The sequence below is a fragment of the Stenotrophomonas nitritireducens genome (assembly GCF_001431425.1).
Taxonomy (GTDB): domain Bacteria; phylum Pseudomonadota; class Gammaproteobacteria; order Xanthomonadales; family Xanthomonadaceae; genus Stenotrophomonas; species Stenotrophomonas nitritireducens.
The window spans coordinates 96,152-112,381 of record NZ_LDJG01000013.1; the positions used below are offsets into that span (position 1 = coordinate 96,152).

General features: G+C 69.0%; 16 protein-coding genes. 13 read left to right on the top strand and 3 right to left on the bottom strand.

Annotation, left to right across the window (positions count from 1 at the left end):
- The first annotated feature begins 8 nt into the window (after nt 1-8).
- The 7 genes from ABB22_RS09380 to ABB22_RS09410 all read left to right on the top strand — a co-directional run bounded on the left by ABB22_RS09380 (nt 9) and on the right by ABB22_RS09410 (nt 7,443).
- Nucleotides 9-1,430: a M16 family metallopeptidase gene (locus ABB22_RS09380; protein ID WP_055764686.1), complete on the top strand. Its 1,422-nt coding sequence runs from the start codon at nt 9-11 to the stop codon at nt 1,428-1,430.
- 383 nt (nt 1,431-1,813) lie between these two features.
- A complete protein-coding gene (locus ABB22_RS09385) occupies nt 1,814-2,347 on the top strand; it encodes a hypothetical protein (RefSeq protein ID WP_055764688.1) in 534 nt (177 codons plus the stop codon).
- Nucleotide 2,348: 1 nt separating this feature from the next.
- Nucleotides 2,349-2,996 carry a hypothetical protein gene (locus tag ABB22_RS09390; RefSeq protein WP_235504202.1) on the top strand — a complete coding sequence of 216 codons (648 nt, stop codon included), beginning with the start codon at nt 2,349-2,351 and terminating at the stop codon, nt 2,994-2,996.
- Nucleotides 2,997-3,043: 47 nt separating this feature from the next.
- Complete coding sequence (locus ABB22_RS09395) at nt 3,044-4,492, top strand: hypothetical protein (protein WP_055764691.1); 1,449 nt, start codon at nt 3,044-3,046, stop codon at nt 4,490-4,492.
- A gap of 148 nt (nt 4,493-4,640) precedes the next feature.
- On the top strand, nt 4,641-5,339 hold the full coding sequence (locus tag ABB22_RS09400) for a C39 family peptidase (RefSeq protein WP_055764693.1): 699 nt from the start codon (nt 4,641-4,643) through the stop codon (nt 5,337-5,339).
- Nucleotides 5,340-5,351: 12 nt separating this feature from the next.
- Complete coding sequence (locus tag ABB22_RS09405) at nt 5,352-6,113, top strand: hypothetical protein (RefSeq protein WP_235504203.1); 762 nt, start codon at nt 5,352-5,354, stop codon at nt 6,111-6,113.
- A gap of 49 nt (nt 6,114-6,162) precedes the next feature.
- Entirely contained in the window at nt 6,163-7,443 is a 1,281-nt protein-coding gene (locus tag ABB22_RS09410) for a transporter family protein (RefSeq protein WP_235504204.1), read from the top strand.
- A 19-nt stretch (nt 7,444-7,462) separates the two neighbouring features.
- Here the strand turns inward: ABB22_RS09410 and ABB22_RS09415 are convergent, their stop codons facing one another.
- From ABB22_RS09415 to ABB22_RS09425, 3 genes are all read right to left on the bottom strand, one after another.
- Nucleotides 7,463-8,797, bottom strand: coding sequence for a sigma-54 interaction domain-containing protein (locus ABB22_RS09415; protein ID WP_055765387.1), 1,335 nt, complete (start codon nt 8,795-8,797; stop codon nt 7,463-7,465).
- 196 nt (nt 8,798-8,993) lie between these two features.
- Nucleotides 8,994-9,740 carry a C40 family peptidase gene (locus ABB22_RS09420; protein ID WP_055764695.1) on the bottom strand — a complete coding sequence of 249 codons (747 nt, stop codon included), beginning with the start codon at nt 9,738-9,740 and terminating at the stop codon, nt 8,994-8,996.
- Nucleotides 9,741-9,845: 105 nt separating this feature from the next.
- Entirely contained in the window at nt 9,846-10,379 is a 534-nt protein-coding gene (locus ABB22_RS09425) for a C40 family peptidase (RefSeq protein WP_055764697.1), read from the bottom strand.
- Between the two features lie 112 nt (nt 10,380-10,491).
- On the opposite strand from ABB22_RS09425, the gene ABB22_RS09430 reads away from it, so the two are divergent.
- The 6 genes from ABB22_RS09430 (at nt 10,492) to ABB22_RS09455 (ending at nt 16,156) form a co-directional block, all read left to right on the top strand.
- Entirely contained in the window at nt 10,492-10,971 is a 480-nt protein-coding gene (locus tag ABB22_RS09430; RefSeq protein ID WP_055764699.1) for an FKBP-type peptidyl-prolyl cis-trans isomerase, read from the top strand.
- Nucleotides 10,972-11,046: 75 nt separating this feature from the next.
- Nucleotides 11,047-12,309 (top strand): DUF418 domain-containing protein, encoded by a 1,263-nt coding sequence (locus tag ABB22_RS09435; RefSeq protein WP_055764701.1) that lies wholly within the window; start codon nt 11,047-11,049, stop codon nt 12,307-12,309.
- Between the two features lie 129 nt (nt 12,310-12,438).
- Nucleotides 12,439-13,791, top strand: a complete 1,353-nt coding sequence (gene gorA / locus ABB22_RS09440) for a glutathione-disulfide reductase (protein WP_055764703.1) — start codon at nt 12,439-12,441, stop codon at nt 13,789-13,791.
- 105 nt (nt 13,792-13,896) lie between these two features.
- On the top strand, nt 13,897-14,805 hold the full coding sequence (locus tag ABB22_RS09445; protein WP_055765390.1) for a DMT family transporter: 909 nt from the start codon (nt 13,897-13,899) through the stop codon (nt 14,803-14,805).
- Complete coding sequence (locus tag ABB22_RS09450; protein ID WP_082443463.1) at nt 14,730-15,146, top strand: MGMT family protein; 417 nt, start codon at nt 14,730-14,732, stop codon at nt 15,144-15,146. The genes ABB22_RS09445 and ABB22_RS09450 overlap by 76 nt, the downstream gene beginning before the upstream one ends.
- 341 nt (nt 15,147-15,487) lie before the next feature.
- Nucleotides 15,488-16,156, top strand: coding sequence for a rhomboid family intramembrane serine protease (locus ABB22_RS09455; RefSeq protein WP_055764704.1), 669 nt, complete (start codon nt 15,488-15,490; stop codon nt 16,154-16,156).
- Nucleotides 16,157-16,230 lie beyond the last annotated feature (74 nt).

Consider the following 16,230-nt stretch of genomic DNA (forward strand, 5'->3'; position numbering starts at 1 on the left):
ACACCGCCATGATCAAGCCAATGCCGTGCCTGCTCGCGATGGGCCTGGCCCTTTCGCTCGCCTCCGCTGGCGCCCACGCCGCCACCCCGGAACTGCCCGCCGGCCTGCCGGGCTATGCCGCCGACAAACCGCTGCCAGTGCCGGACATCTCGCGCAGAACCCTGGGTAACGGCCTGGAGGTCTGGGTCGTGCCACGCGACGGGCTGCCGCGCGTGGACTACGTGCTGGCCATGCGCGACGCCGGGCTGGCCGCCGATGCCGCGGCCACGCCCGGTTTCGCCACCGTGCTGGCGCAGCTGCTGACCGCGGGCACCCAGGCGCACGATGCGCGCCAGATCGCCGAACTGGCCCAGGGCATGGGCGGCAGCATCGGCGCCAACGCCAGCGTCGATGGCCTGCTGGTCCGCGGCCAGGCACTGGCCTCGCAGGCCAAGCCGATGCTGGCGCTGCTCGCCGAGGTCGCGCGCACGCCGTCCTTCGCCGACGACGAAGTGGAGCTGGCCCGCGCCAACGCCGCCCAGGAATTGAAGGCGGCCGAAGCGCAGCCGGGTTTCCGCGCCTCGCGCGCGCTGCTCAAGGCGGTCTATGGCGACCACCCGTATGCGCGCACGCAGCTCGACCATGCGACCCTGCCGGCGCTGACTCCTGCGGCGCTGAAGCAGGAACACGCGCGCCGTTTCCGGCCGGGGCATGGCCTGCTGGTGATCACCGGCAGGATCGATGCGGCCACCGCATTCGCCGAGGCCGAACGCGCCTTCGGCGACTGGAACGGACAGGGCGAGGCCGTGGCGGACACGGTGCCGGCACCGCGGCAGGCGCCGGCGAAGCGCGCGATATTGCCGCGGTCGGGCAGCGTGCAGTCCACGTTCCGGATCGGCCGCCCGGCCATCGCCGCCACCGACCCGGACTACGTGCCGCTGCAGCTGGCCAGCACCGTGCTGGGCAGCGGCATCAGCAGCCGCCTCAACCAGAACCTGCGCGAGGAAAAGGGCTACACCTATGGCGCCGGCGCGAGGCTGGCGGCCCTGCGTGCCGGTGGCAACCTGGCGGCGTCGGCCGACGTGCGCAACGAGGTCACCGGCGCATCCTTGAAGGAGTTCTTCAGGGAATTCGATCGGCTGGGCAAGGAGCCGGTACCGGCCGCGGAACTGGAGTCGACCAAGCGCTATGTCGCCGGCGGCTACCTGATCAGCAACCAGCTGCAGGGCGCGGTGGCCGGCACCCTGGCCAACAACTGGCTGGCCGGGCTGCCGGCCGAGTTCCTCGGCCAGTACGTGGGCCGGATCCGCGCGGTCGATGCCGCGAAGCTGCAGGCGGTGGCCGCGCGCTACTACGCGCCGGACTCGCAGTCGGTGATCGTGGTCGGCGACCGCGACGCGGTAGCGGCGCAGCTGGAACCGTTCGGCAGTTTCAGCGTCGAGGAACGCTGAGGCGACCGCATCCGGGCCGGATCGCTTCCGGCCCGGACCGCGGTGATACCGCGCCCGCATGACGGGCGGGCGCGCATGACCAAGCTGCGCGCCGACTGCCGCGAGGTCGCCGCCGAAGAACTCTGGCCGCCTCGCCGATGCGGCAACTGGAACGGGTGTGTAACCCCCTGTAACACCAGACTGTAACCCTGCTGATACACCGCGTTGCAGTGCCCAGGCGCCATGCCTGGATGCGCCCGGACCTTCTGCGCGGAGGATCTGGGGTGTAAAGGCCGATACAGGCGAGTCATCCGATATTTTGTTTCAAGCCTTTGTTTTTAAAAGAAAACAGGGCTTGGCACGGATGCTGCTCCGCCTCCCGCGTTGATCGGGGAGGCAAGGCGATGGCAGGCAGGAACCCATATCTGTTTCCGATCCTGATCGGATGCCTGCTGGCGATGGGCGCCAGCGGCACCGCCCAGGCTTCGGGCGCGCGCCAGGGCGTGAAGGCGCAACCCGGCGAGATCGTGCTGCTGCGCGATGTTCCGACCCGGCCGGCCTACCGGATGCAGCCGCCGGGAATGGCGCTGATCGTCGACCCCTCGCCGCGCCGGGAACTGGCTGCCGCGCTGGGCACCGGCGGCGGCATCGACGAACTGGATGAAGACGGCTATGCATCCATCGATTCGGCGACGGACCGGCCCTCGTCCGCGCATGCCGGAGGGACCACGGTCGAACGGGTGACCGGCAGCATGGTCGGCACCACGCTGGGCCATGCCATGGGCGAGGGCGGGATGCTTTCCGGCTCCCAGCTCGCGCGCACCATCGGTGGGCCGATGGGCGCGGTCGGCGGTGCCACCCGCGGCATCGGCGACCAGGTGCGCGGCGCGCTGGCGCAGTTCCCGATGGGGCAGACCGCCGGGCCGGGAGGGCGCTGAAATGGCGATGCGCGCGCTCCCTGGTCGTATGCCGGTCCTGTTGCTTCCGGTCCTGCTGTTGTCGGGCAGCGCCGAGGCCTGGGCGCAGCAGGCCGACCCCTATGCGCCGATGCTCGCCTACCTGCAGGAGAGCAGCCGCATCGACGGCAATGCACTGGCCGGCAGCCAGGGCGCGATCCGCATCAACCAGGCCGCGGGCGATCTCAACCTGCAGGCCAACCTGCACAGCGTGGCGGTCGGTCGCCAGGCCGATGCGGGCATCCGGGCGCGCCAGTCGCAGTCGGACGGGCATGCCACCGCGCCGTTGATGGCCTCGGCCAGCATCGGCGGCAATGCGCTGGCCGGCGCCGGCGGCATCGTTTCGATCAATCAGGCCAGTGGCGGCGGCAATGCGGAGCTCAACTCCGTGGCCGTTGCGCTGGCCGCACAGGGCATACGCGAAGCGGGGGACGAAGCGATGGCTTCGCCGTCCGCTTTCGCGTCGGCAGGGGAGCGGTTCGTTGCCGGCGATCCACGCGCCATCCGCAAGGTGGCGGTGGAGGCATCCGCGTTGCGCGGCTTCGGTGGTGTGCTGCAACTCAATCAGATAGCGGGATCAGGCAATGCCGTGGAAAACAGGATCGGCATTTCCGTGCAAGGCGTCCCGTGAACAAGGTTCCATCCACCCGATGCATCAGAAAACCTGAAGAGGGCACCATGAAAGCGAATCTCAAATGGACGGTACTCGCCATGGCCGTCGCCGCGCTGGTCGCCAGCACGGCGGCGAATGCGGCGGACGACCAGAACGCCAGCGCCGACATCAACCACAAGCACAACGTGACCGAAACGCGCACCAATACAAACACCAACACCAACACCAACACGAATACCAACACCACTACCAACGACACGAAGAACAGCACCCAGAACACCACGGTCGACACCGACGTCGACCTGAAGCTGGATGCCGCCGCGACGCTGCGCTACTGGGATTCGCGTTCCAACACCGAGGTGCGCGAGGACGTGCAGAAGACCTCCAACGTCAGTTCCGACGAGCACAAGGAAAAGAACAACCACGGCGTGGACGTGAACCTGGAGAAGGACCTGCGCCTGGGGTCGAACATCCAGTTCTCCGGCGATCCGACCATCACCGGCGACATCAACATCGACTCGGCCGCGATCGCGGTAGTCGACAACCGCCAGTCGGTTTCCGGCAACACCGCCGAGAACGGGCTTCTGGAAAACTCGGCGTCCATCGCCGACGACGTCGGCTCCACCGCCTCGGGCAACCTGGGCTTCAACGCCGCCGCGGGCGACAACAACACCCAAGACAACGCGGCTTCGCTGTCGGCGGCCGATGCGTCATTCAGCTTCGGCATGGCCGACGCCGAGGTGTTCGTCAACCAGAGCGGCATGAACAACGTGACGATGAACCACGGCGTGACCAACAGCGCGGGCATCGGCGGCAACGCCTTCGCCAACGCCGCCGGCAATATCGGCGTCAACGTCACCTCGGGCAACAACAACGAGCAGAAGAACGCGCTCGCCGCCTCCGTGGCCACCTCCGCCTACGCGCAGTCGAGCATCAGTTCCAACCAGGTCTCCACCGGCAACCATGTGGAGAACAACGGGTACTACGACTACGTGGTGGACAGCTATACGCTCAACCTGAGCGGCCGCGTGGCGGGCAACACCAGCAGCAGCGGCAGGGGTACCTACAGCGGCACCGGCGATTCCTACCAGAAGACCAACTTCTACCCGGACAACTGGACCGGCGATACGCATCCGGGCGGAAGCCAGACCGGGCACAGCGACTGGGATTACCAGACCCAGGGAGCGGTCGCCAATCCCAACCGCCCGGGCGTGGGCGGCATGGCCTGGGATACGGATGAGCACGGCAACCTGTCGTTCTCGGAAATGGGCACGGCCGACCTGGTGGCCAGCCTCAGCGGGCAGGTGATCGACGTCGACTGGATCGCGGTCAATGCCACCAACACCGCCAGCCTGTCCGGCAGCGCCTTCACCGGGGCGTCGGGCAACATCGGCGTGAACGTCTCCTCCGGCACCGGCAACCTGCAGGCCAACAGCCTGGCGCTGGCGGTGGCGCAGCCGTCCACCACGGGCGGCGGCGGTGGTGGAGGCGGCGGCGAAGGCGGCGGCCAGTGACAGTCGTGGCCCGCCATTGAGCGGCGGGCCATGGCGCGAGCGATCCGCCCGGCCATCCGCCAATGGCCGGGCGATCCCGGGAGCCCTTGTTCCGTCCCCCCCTGCGGGCAAGGGCTCCCACCTGCCCAATACGCACCGGAGATTCTCCATGTACCGCAGGATGTTGCTGCTGGCCTGGGCCGTGTCCGCGGCATGGCCGTGCGCCGCCGGCGACGTCGCCTTCAGCGGCGTGCTGCCCAACGGCGCGGTCTACCGGCAGCCGGTGGAGAGCATGCAGGAGCGGCGCTTCCGCAACCTGGTCCGGCAGCACACCGACTACAGCTGCGGAGCGGCGGCGCTGGCCACGGTGCTGCGCTACGCCTACCACCTGGAAGCCGACGAATCGACGGTGATCGAGGGAATGATGGGCGTGTCGGATCCGGCGCTGGTCCGCCAGCGCGGCTTCTCGCTGCTGGACATCAAACGCTATGTCGAATCGCTGGGCATGCGCGGCCGCGGTTACCGGATCAGCGAAGAGCGGCTGCGCTCGCTGCGCGTGCCCGGGCTGGTGCTGATGGACGTGCGCGGCTTCCGCCATTTCGTCGTGCTCAAGCAGGTGCGCGGGGATATGGCCGAGCTGGCCGATCCGATCCTGGGCAACCGGCTGCTGCCGCTGCAGGACTTCCTCGCCGCATGGCCCTCGCGGGCGGTGTTCATCGTGATCGGCAGCGATTTCGACCGCAACACCGTGTTGCTGCTGCCCAGCGAAAAGCCCAGTGCCCGCGCGCTGTACGCGCGCCAGGGAGCGGCAGCGATCACCGATGCCGAACTGGTGGATTTCGGCTTCACCCATGCCGATCTGTTTTGAAGGAACCGGATCATGAACATCGCGATGTACGCCGGCCTGATGCTGGCACTGGCAACGGCCTGTCCCGTACATGCTGCCGAGGCCGGCAGTGCGCCGGGCAGGAAGCTGCAGGAAATCCCGGACGCGGAGCTGGGCCTGATGCGCGGCCGCTACACGGTGGGCGGCAATGCAGTGGCGTGGTTCGGGGTGACCATGACCTCCACCTGGCAGGCGGCTTCCGGCCAGCAGCTGCAGGGCGCGCTGACGCTGGCGATGGATTTCAGCAAGGGCAAGGTCCCGAAGGTCAGTTTCACGCCCAGCGTGAGCATCACCGCGGCCGACGCGCCGTTGCCGGATACCGGCGGGCGCAGCGTGGACGGCAGCGGACTGCGCAACGTGGCCGGGCTGGTGCAGAGCGTGCAGGTGGCCGGCGACGGCAACCGGGCCAGCAACGCCATGCACCTGACCGTGCGTGACGGTAGCGCGCCGGCCGACGGCGGTGGCTCCGGCGGGCAGGCGCTGCAGCAGGTGCAAGGCGCCAGCGCCGTGGCTGCATTCGACGGCGACGCGGCGCACGTGCTGCTGCAGATCGATGGCCAGGGCGCGGTCGAACAGTGGCTGCGCAGCGGCAGCGTGGGCCAGCGCATCGCGCTGACCGGCGATGGGCAACAGGCCGCCAACCGCCTGCAGATCGACCTGGTCAGGCAAGGCCTGGCCGACAACCTGCCGTTGGCGCAGAACGTGGCGCAGGCCATCGCGCTGACCCGCGGCGGCGGCATCGCGGCAGGGTACTGAGCCGGCGTCGCCGGCACCGGCAACTGGACATTGATCGAGGAATCCGAAAATGAAACAGCTGGCGATGGCGGCGCTGGTAGGCCTTGCGGTGTGCTCGTCGAAAGTCGAGGCGCAAGCGCAGGCCGCCGATGACGAAGCGGGTGTCAGGGCCCTGATGGCGCAACTGGAGGCCCTCAAGGCCAGCTATGCGCAGGAAGTGCGCAGGCTGCGTGAACTGGACATGCAGGTGCAGGCGATGCAGGCGCGCATCAACGGCAAGACCGCGACGGCGACGCCGGCGGCCCCTGCCGCGTTACCCGCGGCGCCGCCTGCCGAAAGCGAGGGCTATGCCAGCAGCGCGAGCGAGGCGCGTGCCGCGAAGGAGTCGGCGCGGCGCAGCGTGGACGACGTGAAACAGCAGCAGTCGGCCCTTTTCAACCGCCGCCTGACGCTGGAAAACAGCCTCACCTACGCGCGCTACGACCGCAAGCAGCTCACCCTCAACGGATTCCTGGCGCTGGATGCGATCTTCCTCGGCAACATCGCCATCGAGAACGTGGAGTCGGATTCGCTGACCTACAACTTCGCCGCGCGCTGGGGCGTCAATCCGAAGCTGACGCTCAACCTCGACGTGCCGTACATCGCGCGCAAGACGATCTACCAGAAGGGCGGCGCCGGCGGTTCGGCCGCGGCCGTGGCGCAGGAGGAAACCCATGGCGCCGGCATCGGCGATGTCACCGCCAGCGCGAACTACCGCCTGTTCCAGGAAGGGCCGCGGCGCCCGGAGACGGTGATGACGGTGGGCATCACCGCGCCCACCGGCCGCGAACCCTATGGACTGGACTGGAAGGTGATCGAACGCGACGACGACGACTTCATCCGGTTCGCGGTGCCGGCCGAACAGCCCACCGGCAACGGGCTGTGGCAGGCCAGCGTCGGCCTGTCGGCGGTGAAGACGGCGGACCCGGCCATCCTGTTCGGCAACATCGGCTACATCCGTTCGTTCAAGCGCAGCTTCGCCGACATCGACTCCAATCCGGATACGGTCAACCCGGGCCAGGTCGAACTGGGCGACTCGTACTACTTCGGCGCCGGTGTCGCGTTCGCCTTCAACGAGCGCACCAGCCTGAGCATTTCCTTCAGCGACAAGCTCAGCGCCCGCGCCTCGACCCGCTACAAGGGCGGGGAGTGGGTCAAGGTGATCGGCAGCGATGCCAACGCCGGCACCTTGAACCTCGGCGTGACCTACGCGCTGACCTCGAGGACCACGCTGGTGAGCATGCTGGGCATCGGCCTCACCCCCGACGCGCCCGATTTCAGCCTGGCGTTCAAGGTGCCCTCCACGTTCTAGCCGGAGGCGTGCGGCTGGGTCAGCGCAGGCTCTGCAGCTGCAGGCGGTGCTTGCGGCACAGCCGGTAGACGGTGACGCGCGAGACCTTCATCAGCCGCGCGCACGCGCTGATGTTGTAGTGGCTGCGTGCCAGGCAGGCCACCAGCGTCTCGCGCTCGTCGCGCAGGTGGGCGTCGTGCAGGCGCGTGCGGGTTTCGGCCGGCGCGGACAGTTCCAGGTCCGCGCAGTCGATCAGTTCGTTGTCGGTGGTGATGGCCGCCCGCAGCACGCGGTTGAGCAGTTCGCGGACATTGCCGGGCCAGTGGAAGTCCGCCAGTGCCTGGCGCGCGGCCGGGGTATACCCGCGTGCGCGGATGAGGTGTCGCGCGCGGAATTCGTGCAGGAAGTGCATGGCGAGCAACTCGATATCACCCTCGCGCCGGCGCAGGGCCGGCATGGTCAGGCGCAGCACGTTCAAGCGGTAATACAGGTCGCTGCGGAAGCGGCCCTGTTCCATCGCCTGTTCCAGGTCCACGTGGGTCGCGGCCAGCACGCGCACGTCGACGTGGATCGACTGGTTGTTGCCGATACGCTCTATCGTGCCTTCCTGCAGCACCCGCAGCAGGCTGGTCTGCGCCTCCATCGGCAGGTCGCCGATTTCGTCCAGGAACACGGTGCCGCGGTGCGCGCTCTCGAACAGCCCGGCGCGGCGCGCGGTGGCGCCGGTGAAGGCGCCGCGCTCGTGGCCGAACAACTCGGACTGCAGCAGGGTCGGCGCGATCGCCCCGCAGTTGACCGCGTGGAAGGGGTGCCCGTTGCGCGGCGACAGGCGGTGCAGCGCATGGGCGGCGGCCTCCTTGCCGGTGCCGGTCTCGCCGGTGACCAGGACCGGCAGGTCGACCGGCGCGAACTTGCGCAGGGTCGCGCGCATGGCGAGCATCGCGCCGCTCTCGCCGATCAGGCAGGCAAGCGCATCGTCGGATCCGCCCGGCGTGGATGCCTGCTGCAGCGATGCCAGTTGCCGCAGTAGTTCGGCAGGGTCCAGCGGGTGCGACAACCGGTGCCGGCAACTCGACAGGGCGTGCCGGAGCGGGATGTCGCTCTCGTCCAGTGCCGGCGGCAGCAGCGCGAGTAGGGGGAGGTGACGGTACGTGGTGGCCACTTCGGCGGCGGCCGCCAGCTCGCTGCCGGAGCACGTCCTGAAATCCAGCACGCCGATCACGATGTCCTCGCTGCGCATTCCCACGCCGCCGGCCTGCGACGGCGACACCGCGCGTATGTGCCATCCGCTGGAAGCCAGCAGCGCCCGTTCCGTCGAATGGGGCGTCCCGAACCAGATGACGCAGCGGCGGGAGGGAGCAGGTGTTGCGGACATGACGGTCACCTTGCTGCAGGCGACTAACTTATACCTTTCATGAATGATGCGGAATGTGCAGGAAACCCGGATATGTGCCTGAATAGGCTGGGGAAACCGCGTGGTGGGCATTCATCCAGCCGGCGGCCTGCCGGCAACGAAAAAGCCGCGGCGGTGCCGCGGCTTGTCGGGGATCGGGTCGGGAGCCGGTCCGAGGTTACAGGTCCAGGCGGCGCGCCTGCATGAACTTGTCGCCCCAGTAACCGCTGAGCAGGGTGTCGGTGCGCACGTCCTTGCCGGTGCTCGGGGCATGCAGGAAACGGCCTTCGCCTACATAGATGCCGACGTGGTCGACGCGGCCCTTGCGGCCGAAGAACACCAGGTCGCCGGCGACCAGCGCCGAGCGGTCCTTGATCAGTTCGTTGCTGGCCTGGCTGGCCATCTCGCGCGAGACGCGCGGCAGCTCGACGCCCAGGGCGGTACGGAACACGTAGCCGACCAGGCCGCTGCAGTCGAAGCCGGCATCCGGCGAGGTGCCGCCCCAGCGGTACGGGGTGCCCAGCAGGGTCATGGCGCGGCGCAGGATCGACTGCACCTTGCCGTCGTTGTCGTTGGCCAGCGCCGCATCGGTCGCATTGGCGACGCTCTTGGACGCGTCGTAGGCCGAGAGCAGGCGGCTGAGGTCGCCGGCGAACATGGCCGAGCGGTCCATCAGCGGAATGGTGTCGTTGGCGGCCAGGTGCGGGAGCAGGGCGGCCAGGGTAGCGGTAGCGGCGGCGTCGGCCTTGCTGCGCTGGGTTTCGGGCTTTGCCGCTGCCGGCTTCGCGGCGGGGTCGGCTTCCGGGACGCTCTGGGCGAAGGCCGGAACGGCGGCGATGGTCAGTGCCGCGGCGCAAAGCAGCCGGCGGAACGCGGGAAATCGGTGACCGGGTTGACCCGGATGGGACGGATTTTCGTTCGTCACGCGGCAGTCACGGAAAAAATCGATGGGCGATCATGCCCTGTGAACGGCTTGTATAGGTACAAATTTCGTTAAATTTTCATTATTCCCCATGACTTATTTCACACTTCAACGCAGCACGCGCTTGGCGCCGGTGTAATGGTCGCGCCAATAGGCGCCATCCAGATAATCCAGCCGGACCGTGCCGCCGGTGCTCGGCGCGTGTACGAAACGGCCCTCGCCGACATAGATGCCGACGTGCCAGACGTTGCCCTTGTCGCCGAAGAACACCAGGTCGCCGGCGGCCAGTTGGCGCGGTTCGATGCGCGGTCCCTGCACGGCGGCCAGTTCCCGAGAGGTGCGCGGCAGGTTCAGCGCCAGCATGTCGCGGTAGACATAGCTGACCAGCCCGCTGCAGTCGAAGCCGGACTCGGGCGTGTTGCCGCCATAGCGGTAAGGGGTGCCGACCAGGCCCAGCGCCCGCATCAATACCGACGAGGCGGCGGCCGGGTCGGCCGGCGTCACCTGCGGCCAGGAATGCGTGGCCGGGGGCGGCGGGGTGCGCTTGGCGGGAGCATGGCCGCAAGCGGCCAGGACCGCGGCCGCGGCGAGCAGGGCCGGCAGCCGCCAGCGGCGGTACCGGAAAACTGGCGTGATGTGCATGGAGCCCGGATAATGCGCCACCTCAAGACGGCTGCCATGATGGCCGCCTCCCCGTCGGCCGGCAAGGCCGTCCCTACGTCTGCCAGCGGGCAGCCACCTGAAAGAGTTGCGCATGAAGATCGAAAAAGACCGCGTCGTCCGTTTCCACTACACCGTTTCCGAAGTCGGCCAGGAGCCGATCGAGAGCTCGAAAGACCGTGAGCCGCTGGCGATCCTGATCGGCCACGGCAACATCATCCCGGGCCTGGAGACGGCGATGATGGACAAGGAAGCCGGCGAGAGCTTCGGCGTGGACGTGAAGTCGGCCGACGCCTACGGCGAGCGCCGCGAGGGCCTGACCCAGCGCGTGCCGAAGAAGCACTTCGGCGAGACCCGCCTGGTCCCGGGCCAGCAGGTGATCCTGCAGACCAACTTCGGCCCGCGTGCCGTCACCGTCGAGAAGGTCGGCATGACCGTGGTCGACGTCGATCTGAACCACCCGATGGCCGGCAAGGACCTGCATTTCGACGTGGAGATCGTCGAGGTCCGCGAGGCCAGCGAGGAAGAAGTGCAGCACGGCCACGTGCATGGCGACGGCGGCCACCACCACTGATCGCCGACCGGCAGCACGACAGCGAACGGCCCGCCCTGTGCGGGCCGTTTCGTTTCCGGAAGGCGGACGGTGGCGATGGGCGCATGCTCTAATCGCCGGTCCATCCACGGGGGAACCACGGACGTGTCCATCGCCACCTTCCAGCCCATCGCGCCGGACGAGCGCATCGCCACGCTCGACGTGCTGCGCGGACTGGCGCTGCTGGGCATCCTGCTGATGAACATGGAGGGCTTCGCCGGCCCGCTGGACCTGTCCACCACCGGCATCGACCCGCACTGGCAGGGCCTGGACCGCTGGGCGGACGCCTTCGTCTACATCTTCGTGCAGGGCAAGTTCTTCACCCTGTTCTCGCTGCTGTTCGGCGCCGGCTTCGCGGTGATGGCGCAGCGCGCCGAGGCCGCCGGGCACGACTTCACCCGCTTCTACCTGCGCCGCAGCCTGGGCCTGCTGGGCATCGGCCTGGCGCACGCGCTGCTGCTGTGGTCCGGTGACATCCTGGTCGCCTATGCCCTGCTGTCCTTCCTGTTGCTGGCCTTCCGCGAGGCACCGCGCGCCTGGCTGCCGGCGATGGGCGTGCTCGCATACCTGGCCGCGGTTGGATTGATGCTGCTGCTGGGCGCGCTGATGATGCTGGTGCCGGCCGAGACCACGGCCGCGCAGGCGGCGCACGCGCAGGCCGCGATCGAGGCGCAGCGGCAGGCCTATGGGCACGGCACCTATCCGCAGGCGGTGCTGCAGCGGCTGCGCGATTTCGGCACGGCGCTGGGCGCATTGCTGGTGGTGGGGCCGCAGGTGCTGGGCATGTTCCTGATCGGCAGCTGGTTCGCGCGCAGTGGCGCCATCGCCAGGCCCGAAGGATACCGGCGCCTGTTCGCCTGGCTGCGCTGGGGCGCCCTGCCGCTGGGCCTGGCCCTGATGCTGGCCAGCGCGTGGTACCAGCCAGGGCTGGCGCCGGGGCGGTTCGACCTGCGCTCGGCCGCGGCCTATGCCGCCACCTCCGTCGCCGGCCTGTTGATGTGCCTGGGCTATCTGGCCTGGGGCGTGCGCTGGAGTCATGCGCTGCGCGGGCTGGCGCCGGCCGGGCGGATGGCGTTGAGCAACTACCTAGGGCAGTCGCTGGTCTGCACGCTGCTGTTCTACGGCTACGGGCTGGGGTGGTTCGAACAGATGGGGCGCGCCTGGCAGTTGTTGTTCGCGGTGGCGCTGTTCGCCGCGCAGGTCGGGTTCAGCCGGGCCTGGCTGCGCCGTTTCCGTTTCGGGCCGATGGAATGGCTGTGGCGGGCGATCACTTATTGGCGCCTGCCGCCGTTGCGCCGCGGCGAAGCGGGAGCGAAGTAACCGCAGCGTGGGGGCGGGGCATGGCATGCTCGGCCTCGGCATGAGCAGCCGGGTGGACAATCGATGGCCGACTGCACCGCAGGGCGCGCCGATGATCGCCCTTTCCCCACGCAGCAAGGAGTTACAGCAGTGAATACGCGATCGTTCGATGTGGTCGTGCTCGGCGGCGGTTCCGGCGGCCTGGCGGCTTCGTTCCGCGCCGCGTCGCATGGCGCGAAGGTGGCGATGCTGGAGCCCGCGCCGCTGGGCGGCACCTGCGTCAACGTCGGCTGCGTGCCGAAGAAGGCGATGTGGCTGGCGGCCGACCTTGCCGAACGCATCGCGCTGGCCTCGCAACTGGGGTTCGACGTGCCGGCGGCGCCGCAGGTGGCATGGCCGCGGCTGCTGCAGCGCCGGCAGCGGTATATCGATGGCATCCACGCCAGTTACCGCCAGCGGTTGCAGGACACCGGCGTGGCGCACATCGCGCAGCGCGGCCGCCTGCTTGACGCGCGGACGGTGGAGTGCGACGACGGCACCCGGCTGCACGCCTGGCACATCGTCATCGCCACCGGCTCGCATGCGCTGAAGCCGGACCTGCCGGGTGCGGCGCTGGGCGGCGTATCGGACGATTTCTTCGCCCTGCAGGCCGCGCCGGCGCGTGTTGCCATCGTCGGCGGCGGCTATATCGCGGTCGAACTGGCCGGCGTGCTGCATGGGCTGGGCAGCGAGGTGACGCTGCTGGTGCGCGGGCAGCAGCTGCTGTCCGGGTTCGACAGTGAGATGACCGCACAGATGGCGGAAAACCTGCGCCAGCAGGGCATCGACGTGCGCTTCGGGTGCCGGGTGCAGGCGCTGGAGCGGCATGGCGGCGGCATCCGCGCGCTGTTGCAGGGCGGTCCGGCCGATGCCGTGTTCGATACCGTGCTGTTCGCCACCGGGCGTGCGCCAAGCACGCATGGACTGGGGCTGGAAACGGCGGGCGTGGCGCTGGATGGACAGGGCGCCATTGCCGTCGATGCCTTCCAGAACACCTCGGTGCCCGGTGTCTTCGCCGTGGGCGACGTGACCGCGCAGGCGATGCTGACGCCAGTGGCGATCGCCGCTGCGCGCCGGCTGATGGATCGCCTGTACGGCGGCCAGCCGGACGCGCGGCTGGACTACGACAACGTACCCAGCGTGGTGTTCTCGCACCCGCCGCTGGGCAGCGTCGGCCTGAGCGAGGAGCAGGCGCGCGCGCGTTTCGATACGGTCAATACGTATCACAGCCGCTTCCGGCCGATGCTGCAGGCGCTCGGCGACGGGCAGGTGCGCACGCTGTTCAAGATGGTCTGCGCCGGCGTGGACGAGAAGGTCGTCGGCATCCACCTGCTGGGCGAGGGTGCCGACGAGATCCTGCAGGGCTTCGCGGTGGCGTTGAAGGCCGGGGTGACCCGCCGGCAGATGGAGGACACGGTCGCGATCCACCCGACCTCGGCCGAGGAAGTGGTGCTGATGCGCTGAGCGCGCCACAGGCCGGATAATACCGGGGCCATCTCCCCCGGATGCCGTCATCACGTGAATGCTTCTTCCAGGCGCGCTGCTGCGCCGGCGCCTGTTTCTTCCCCACTGCCCACCACCTCGCGCCGCCTGCTCGGCAGCGGTCTGCTGTTGGCTGCGGTCGGCGCCATCGCCGCCTCCGGCAAGGCGGTGATCGTCAAGCTCGCCTACCGCCATGGCGCCGACGCCACCACGCTGCTGGCGCTGCGGATGCTGGTCGCGCTGCCGTTCTTCGTGGCGATGGGTGCATGGGCTGCGCGCCGGGCGCAGCCGCTGTCGCGCGGCGACCTGTGGCGGGTGGCGGTGCTGGGCTTCAGCGGCTACTACCTGTCCAGCTACCTGGATTTCCTCGGGCTGCAGTACATCAGCGCCACGCTGGAACGGTTGATCCTCTACCTCAGCCCGACCCTGGTGGTGCTGATCGCGCTGGTGGTATTGCGGCAGCGGCCGACGCGGCTGCAGGTCGCGGCGCTGCTGGTCAGCTACCTCGGCGTATTGCTGGCGTTCGGCCACGACATCCAGCTCGAGGGCCGGCGCACGTTGATCGGCTCGGCGCTGGTGTTCGCCAGCGCGCTTAGCTACGCGGTCTATCTGTTCGGCAGCGGGCAGGCGGTGGCGCGGATCGGCGCGGTGCGCCTCACCGCCTATGCCAGCACCGTGGCCTGCGCGCTGTGCATCGGCCAGTACCTGCTGCTGCAGCCGCTGGCGGCGCTCGGTCAGCAGCCGGCGCCGGTGTACTGGCTGTCGCTGCTCAACGGCACGGTATGTACGGTGCTGCCGGTGCTGGCGATCATGGTCGGGGTCAAGCGCATCGGTTCTTCGCTGGCCGCGCAGGTGAGTATGCTGGGTCCGGTATCCACGATTGTGCTGAGCGTATGGCTGCTCGACGAACCGATGGGCCCATGGCAGAGCGCCGGCACCGTGCTGGTACTGCTGGGCGTGCTGCTGGTGGGCAGCGGCGTGGCCAGGAAGCGGTGAGCCGCACCGACGACGCCGGCGCGGGGCACGCACGCATCCTCGCGGTGATCCGCGCCATTCCGCGCGGTCAGGTGATGGGGTATGGCGAAGTCGCGGCCAAGGCCGGCCTGCCGGGCCGCGCGCGGTTGGTGGCGAAACTGCTCGGTGCCAACGAGGACCGGAGCCTGCCGTGGCACCGCGTGCTGCGTTCGGACGGGCGCATCGCCCTGCCCGAGGGCTCGGCCGGCTGGCGTGAACAAGGCCAGCGGTTGCGCGCCGAGGGCGTCCAGGTCGAGAACGGCCGGGTCCGGCGCGAGCGGCCGGCACGCGACCTGGATGCGGAGATCTGGGCGCCGAGGTAGTGCCGGAGGGCGTCCTCGCCTTCGCGCCGGCGTCGCATGGGGTGCTTGCAGACCGCAGGCCCGTCCCGCCATCGCTCTTGCCTCCGCCGCTTTGCGGCCTGCGCCTGGCAATCCCGCGCGATTCTGGCCTGGTGAGGAGGCCGGCCAGCGGCCGGCGCTTGCCCGATAGCGCTCGACCCTTGGTTCGGTGATCGCACGAAGCAGCGAGGGCATGGAGCGCGGAACGGGACCGGCGGTTGGCCCCCGCAAACCGTGGGGCGTCAGCGCGAAGACGATGACGCAGCCGCGAAGGCTACGCCGCATCCGCGGCTATCATGGCGGCAGTTCCCAAGGATGCCGCCATGTTTCCCCGACTGCCCACCGTCACCAAGGCGCTGCTGATCGCCAACGTCGTCCTGTTCGTCCTGCAGCAGCCTTTCCTGCTGGGGATGCAGACGTTCGAGCCGTTCGTGTTGTGGCCGATCAGCTCCGGCGGTTTCGATCCATTCTCGCCGGGGCAGAACTTCCAACCCTGGCAGCTGCTCACCTATGGCTTCCTGCACGGGAGCTTCGGTCACCTGTTCTTCAACATGCTGGCGTTGTTCATGTTTGGTGCGCCGCTGGAACTGACCTGGGGCGAGAAGCGCTTCGCGACCTATTACCTGGTATGCGTGGCCGGCGCCGGCCTGTGCCAGCTGCTGGTGGCGGCGCTGGTGGGCGAGGGAGGAGCTGTGCTGGGCGCATCGGGCGGCGTGTTCGGCCTGCTGCTGGCCTACGGCATGCTGTTCCCGAACCAGCGGGTGATGCTGCTGTTCCCGCCGATTCCGATGAAGGCGCGTACCTTCGTCATCGTGTTCGGCGCCATCGAACTGATGCTGGGCTTCACCGGCTGGCAGCCGGGCGTGGCCCACTTCGCGCACCTGGGCGGCATGCTGTTCGGCTGGCTGCTGATCCGCTACTGGCGCGGGCAGCCGCCGTTCAACAGGCGTGGCGGTGGTGGGCGGCCGAACCATCTGCGCCGGGTGAAGTGAAGCGCGTCCCGTAGCGCCGGGTAGGGCCCGGCGGGCTTTATCGGTGATGCCCCAGCGGGGCGTTGGCCCGCTCT